Source organism: Microcoleus sp. B7-D4 (assembly GCF_036705125.1).
In the GTDB taxonomy this organism is placed as follows: domain Bacteria; phylum Cyanobacteriota; class Cyanobacteriia; order Cyanobacteriales; family Microcoleaceae; genus Microcoleus.
Map to the genome: position 1 here is coordinate 1 of NZ_JAUBTT010000196.1, position 5949 is coordinate 5949.

Genomic DNA, 5949 nt, shown 5'->3' on the forward strand with positions numbered 1-5949 from the left:
TTGCCCATCAAGTGCGATGTCTGCGGTTAGCTACGCGATCGCGATTTTTTCTAACTTATTCAGCAAGCCCTAGATAATTCATCAATCAACCATCAAACATCCCCAATACCAATTCAAATTACCTACGGCTACAAAGAGTGACCATCGTCCCGACTTAAAACAATTTATTTTAGACCTAATTTGTAGTGGAGATGGAGATGTGCCACTATTTTTACGAGTAGCTTCAGGAAACGAATCAGATAATTCCATATTCGCCTCAATCTGTCAAGACTTTTAAAAAAAATTAAATCTCGACACTTTAATGGTAGCTGACAGTGCATTATATACCGCTCCAAATTTAGAAATGTTAACCAATTTAAGATGGTTAACTCGTGTACCACTAAGCCTGAAACAAGCGCAGCAACTGGTGTCTCAGCTTGCAGGAATCAGAATTAAATGAAAGTTCAATAACGGGATATCGTTGGTCAGAACACAAAAGTAATTATGGTGGAATTACACAAAGATGGTTCGTAGTAGAGAGCAGTTTGCGTCGTGATGCCGACCAACGTAAATTAGAAAAACAACTCAAAAAAGCTGAAATTGAGGGTCAGAAAAAGTTGCGAGAGTTATCAAATATTGAATTTGCTTGTGACACCGATGCCTTGTCACTGGAGTTTAGACTAAAAAACGATCGCATCTAAAAGTAGCTGCCTTTCAACAGAAGGCAAGTTATTGCTCAAAAACTCACGCATTGAGGAGATTAAACAACTAATCTTGAAGACTTTTTGCGTCGAGAAACCCGTTTCTTGACAGTGGGATATCGCGGTGCCTTAGTCCGTACCTTTCCTGTTTCCCAGCCAGGAGATTTTCCCCTATGTTTAGGTGGTTTCGTAGGAGTACCAATGTCAACTAAAACCGATAACATTGATTGGGCAACACGTCCAGGAGTTAAATCGATCCTAGCAGACTGCCAAGGCAGTCGATGTTCGAGAACTAAATCCCTAGCCAGCCAGAGTTGCCAACTCATCAATGGCATTAAATCACTCCAACGCTCAGATTGTTCGGGAGTTCTCAAGTTAGGCAATGTCCAATGTAATCGTTGCTTAGCTTTCCCGTTACCAATGATCCACTCCAAAACGTCGTAAATACTTAAACCAAACAGTTTCGCTTGGGTAGAGTTCGTTCTCCCACCCAAACCAACCACAAGGGTGGAAACGGCTGACCGCTTGACATGGGATTCATTCTTAAGGGCGAGGATTAAATTAACAGGATGTCCCGGCGCACGATAAAAATGTAAGTCAAGCCATTGACTGACTCGGACTTGTCCCAACTGTGGATGTTCATCAATTTCAATCACAGTATCCGTTTCGAGCCATGTGGTTGGGTCATTGAGTCTCATTTTGAACCCGTGTTTCCGTGGTCTACCGCGACCACTATAGGCTGGTGGTGCCGACCACAAACAGGCATTCTTTCGGACTCTCATTAAGCAATCAGCTTGAATATCTGCTTGGGCTAATACCCAAGTTGCATTGCCATATTCTCGATCTAAGACTGCTAATACGCTTGTTGACGCTCTGTTGACAGACAAGTTTGAGTTGGGAAGCTGCTTGAAGTATGGGCGAAGACCCACTACTAATTCGTTCATGGAGTAGGGGTAAGGCCCAACTTCCATGAGCTTCAGGTATCCAGGCAATTGTACTGTAGCCCTGTCCGATAATTACGCCCCCCTGATATTCATGGGTTCTGTCTTTTAAGGTTTTAGCGTCTGGTCTCCCCCATACAGTACGATCAATCGCCACTAATATATGTTCTGTTGCGGGTACTTGCTGTTCTAATTGCTCTCGATACAACTCCATCACTTTTTTTCGGTCAGGTCTACAGTCTTGTAAGGCTTCATAGATACTTGACCATTGTCGATTGAATAGCGGGCTGAGTGAAAATTCTGCCAAACAAGACGCATTCCTGGTGGTCATCACTGCATCCATCAGCTCGAATGTGGCATCTTTCGCTCGCACCAATAATTCGTATGCTGCTTGACGAAAGTCCTTTAATCGTTCACTGTTCATTGAGGGAGTCAATAGGTTTTATTTTTCACCCTCATTCTCTCCCGGCGCGGTGGCTCAAGTCCTGCTTTTGCCACCCTTCTCTCTTTTTTAGTCTAAACTCCAGTTGTCAGCAGCAGGTCGTTTATCTACAGAACTAAAATATCATAATTTAACCCAAATCTGTAGCAGACAATCCACAGCAAAATCCGATGCTAATTCGACCAGTTCTGACCTTTCTAGCTCTAAGCTAATATTTAAAGTTCAGGCACAACTAGAATTAAGTAGTTAAGCAAAATTAATTACATAATTATCTCCAAATTCTTTAAGGATTTTTTCGACAGATGAAACAAGAGCTTGCCAGCTAGAGTACGCATCTATTTCGAGCCATTCATATTGGATAAACCGCCACAAAATCTCAATTAAATTCAATTTAGGTGAATAAGTCGGCAATTCAAATATAGTTAAACCGCGTTTTTTCCATTCTTCAATTTTCTCAAAAATGGCATGGCTAGTATGAATAGAAGCTTGATCTACTACAATAACTGTTGGCCGCTCCACCACAGCAAAGAAAGTATCTATGCAGGCTATGATTACAGAGCGAATTAATAGTCTGCTCTGAAACATAAGCATGAAAAGTGTTTTGCCGATTCATGATTCCCCAGACATTTAAACGCTTAGTTCTACGACTCTCAATTGACAAATATTCACCAATATCTTGCCATCCATAAGGGACACAAGGGATGCCACAAAATCCGGATTCATCTAAATAGTATAAATCAATTTTTCCCTCATCTTCTAGTTGTTTTAATTCTGACAAGTTTTCTTTTTTTTCCTTGTATTCTATGGGGTCTGGCTTGCCACCAACACCTCGACGCATCCTATGCCAACTCATACAAAGTTTTTTAATTATTCTCTTAATAGTTTCCGTACTGATATTAATATTCCATTCTTGTTTAATATTTTGCACTACTTGCTTTAATTGTTTTGGTTGCAATTTTACCCAGTCTCTAATTTGAGCTGATTGTGCGGAATTAAATGTTTCTTTTCTGCCTCTACCTGGTTTATTATATAATCCGACCATTCCCTCATATTCCCATCGATTCAACCAGTTATACATAGTCTTATAACTTATACATAGTCTTATAACTAACTTGAAAAATTTTCATCAAGTTTTCATTTTTGACACCTTGTGAAACTAAGATTAAAAAATGTGCTTGCTAGGCGCACTTGATGATGTCTGCTTTCGCGATAAATTCGGTTTAGAAATTTCAAGGAAAGTGGATTAATATCTCGCATTAAAAACATATAAAACGTCTCTAAATAGTATCCGCTCAATAAATCGGGGTAACAGCAAAAAAGAAGTTTCACAATCTAGGCACAGCATAGTAGAATATGATTCATGACGCAAGAATCATCTCCTCAAAAATTAGTAGAGACCTTACTGCAAAGCATTGAGCCATCTGAGATTGCTGACGAATCATTGCGTCGTACTGTGTCCATATTGCTAAACCTTGTAGAGCAATTACAAGCAGAAACCAGAGAATTACGGTCAGAAAATCAAAGATTAAAATCCGAAAACAATCGCCTCAAAGGAGAACAAGGCAAACCAGAGGTCAAAGCTAATGGAGCGAAAAAGTTAAAAGAGAACTACTCATCCGAAAAAGAGCGAAAAGCACCAAAAAAGCACATTAAAAGCAGTAAAAATGCGATCGTCAAAGTTGACCGCTCAAAAATCCTGGAGTATCCTGAAGCAGAACTGCCATTCGATGCAGAATTTAAGGGTTATGAAGAGGTAATAGTTCAAGACATTTTACTGAAAACAGATAACGTGTTATTCCGGAAACAGTAGTATTACTCACCTTCAGAAAAGAAAACATACGTTTCACCCTTACCATCCGGATATGATGGAGAGTTTGGTCCGGGAGTAAAATCCTTAGTTATGAGCTTGTATTACGGGGGAAACATGACGATGCGGAAAGCTATTAGATTTTTTAAGCAATATTGGGATTTCGATGTCAGCGGGTTATTTATCAAATCTAGTGGTGAAAAATTCATCAAAGTTTGAATCAGAATTTAACGAAGTGTATGAATCCGGATTAGCAAGTAGTCCTTGGCAACACTTAGACCAAACAAGTGCGCGTGTTAAAGGAGTAAATCACACTACAAATATAATTTGCAACCCATTATATACAGTTTATTCTACAACTTTAAGAAAAAACCGATTAAGCGTACTTGGAGTATTACAGAACAACCCAGAACTTGAGTTTATTATATCTCCACTTACTTACCAGCTATTAGATAAGTTCAATGTACCCCAGAAGTGGAGCCATCAAATTAAAGGATTGCTAAGAGAAATTCCGTTGAAGGGTGATGAGTTTAACTCCTTGCTGAATAAAAATATGGGTGCTGTAGGCTCTCAACATCGTACCAGGATTTTAGAGGCAGCAGCGATTGCTTTTTATGCTCAGCAATCCCAGATTCCGATAATAAAAACTCTGGTGACTGATGATGCACCCCAGTTTAAATTACTCACAGATGATTTATCTTTATGTTGGGTGCCTGAAGCAAGACATTATAAAAAGTTAAGTCCATTTGTAACTTGTCATCAAAAAAGTTTAGACAAGTTTCTTGATGATTTTTGGGATTACTACCGAGAATTATTAGCTTATAAAAACTCTCCATCTGGGTTAGAGAAGCTCAGGCTCAAATCAAAATTTTGGGAAATTTTCGGCAGTTCCTCTGGTTATGAACAATTAGATGAACGAAAAAAATTAACTTTGAGTAAAATATCTGAGTTGCTTTTAGTTTTGGAGCATCCGGAATTACCTTTACATAATAACCCGGCTGAACTAGCTGCTAGAACAATCGTGCAGCGACGAAATATTAGTTATGCAACCCAAACTTGTGAAGGAACGAAGGCGATGGACATTTTCATGTCTCTGGTTGCCACTACCCGCAAATTAGGAATTAGCTTTTTTGAATATATGAACGACCGTATTTCTCACCTGGGAAATATTCCATCTTTGGGGATGATTATTCGTCAACAATCTTCAGTTTATTCTTTGGGTGTGTCCTGGTCTGATTGAACAAATTCAAAAAAATATAAAGGCTCTGAATTCTTGGCACTTGATTCCTTTAGTAAGTGTCGTATAAACCCACGGTTAATTGTGACTTTAGTAGCTAAAAAAAGTTATGACATCCTTGATTTTATGATTAATAATACGTCATATTCTACCATGCTGTGCCTAGATTGTGAACCTTCTTTTTTTGCTATTACCCCGATTTATTGAGCGGATACGATAATCACATCTGCGGAATGTGGGTTATCAGCACTTATTGAGCAGTTACGAAAAGAGATCAACAATATTTTCCAGATACTGTGAAGACTATTACTAATTGGTTGGACGAGATAATTGCTTACTTTGATAATAGGACAACAATTGGTATTGTTGAAGGTATTAACAACAAGCTTAAGTTAATAAAACGTTCTGCATATGGCTTTAGGAATTTTGAAAACTACAAAAATAGATGTTTGCTTAATTGTCATTTTAATTGTTAGTTTGGCATACCAAGTAAGGAAGAACCGAAGAACCTTGTAAGGAAGAACCGAAGAACCTTTTTTTTCTTTGCATGATCTCGGTTGATTCGTTTTTGGCTACTCATAACTGGTTCAATTATGGCTGAACTGCTTGCCCCGTAAAGGTTTCGTCCTATTTTACCTTTTTTTGTCTACCCCTTGACAATTTGCACTTTTTCTTAACTTGTCACAAATGAGCCCGTCTAAGTTCTTTAAAACCTAAAACAAAAGCTCCTACATCAGAGAAGCTTTTGTTTGTATATTGCTGAACGGCATCGATCTATTTTCTCAGGCAGTGACCCGCCAAATATCTTCGCCACATGGGGATTTAACAACCGAGTTGAGGAT

The 5949-nt window shown here is 38.8% G+C and carries 4 protein-coding genes and 3 pseudogenes; 4 read left to right on the forward strand and 3 right to left on the reverse strand.

Translation table 11 applies throughout. From position 1 onward, the window contains the following. Positions 1-99 precede the first annotated feature (99 nt). A pseudogene (locus tag QUB12_RS37740) lies at positions 100-662 on the forward strand (IS1634 family transposase); the annotation flags it as partial. Positions 663-739: 77 nt separating this feature from the next. On the opposite strand, the gene QUB12_RS36370 reads toward QUB12_RS37740, so the two are convergent. From QUB12_RS36370 to QUB12_RS36380, 3 genes and pseudogenes are all read right to left on the reverse strand, one after another. Beyond that, positions 740-1378 (reverse strand): hypothetical protein, encoded by a 639-nt coding sequence (locus QUB12_RS36370; RefSeq protein ID WP_445300699.1) that lies wholly within the window; start codon positions 1376-1378, stop codon positions 740-742. 91 nt (positions 1379-1469) lie between these two features. Further along, on the reverse strand, positions 1470-2045 hold the full coding sequence (locus QUB12_RS36375; protein ID WP_333310948.1) for a hypothetical protein: 576 nt from the start codon (positions 2043-2045) through the stop codon (positions 1470-1472). 264 nt (positions 2046-2309) lie between these two features. Beyond that, positions 2310-3329, reverse strand: a pseudogene (locus QUB12_RS36380) (IS630 family transposase). Positions 3330-3423: 94 nt separating this feature from the next. Between QUB12_RS36380 and QUB12_RS36385 the strand changes: the two are divergent. The 3 genes and pseudogenes from QUB12_RS36385 to QUB12_RS36395 form a co-directional block, all read left to right on the forward strand. Beyond that, complete coding sequence (locus QUB12_RS36385) at positions 3424-3873, forward strand: hypothetical protein (protein WP_333148260.1); 450 nt, start codon at positions 3424-3426, stop codon at positions 3871-3873. Between the two features lie 163 nt (positions 3874-4036). Then, positions 4037-5110 (forward strand): hypothetical protein, encoded by a 1074-nt coding sequence (locus tag QUB12_RS36390; protein ID WP_333148258.1) that lies wholly within the window; start codon positions 4037-4039, stop codon positions 5108-5110. Between the two features lie 278 nt (positions 5111-5388). Continuing rightward, positions 5389-5583, forward strand: a pseudogene (locus QUB12_RS36395) (ISL3 family transposase); the annotation flags it as partial. Positions 5584-5949 lie beyond the last annotated feature (366 nt).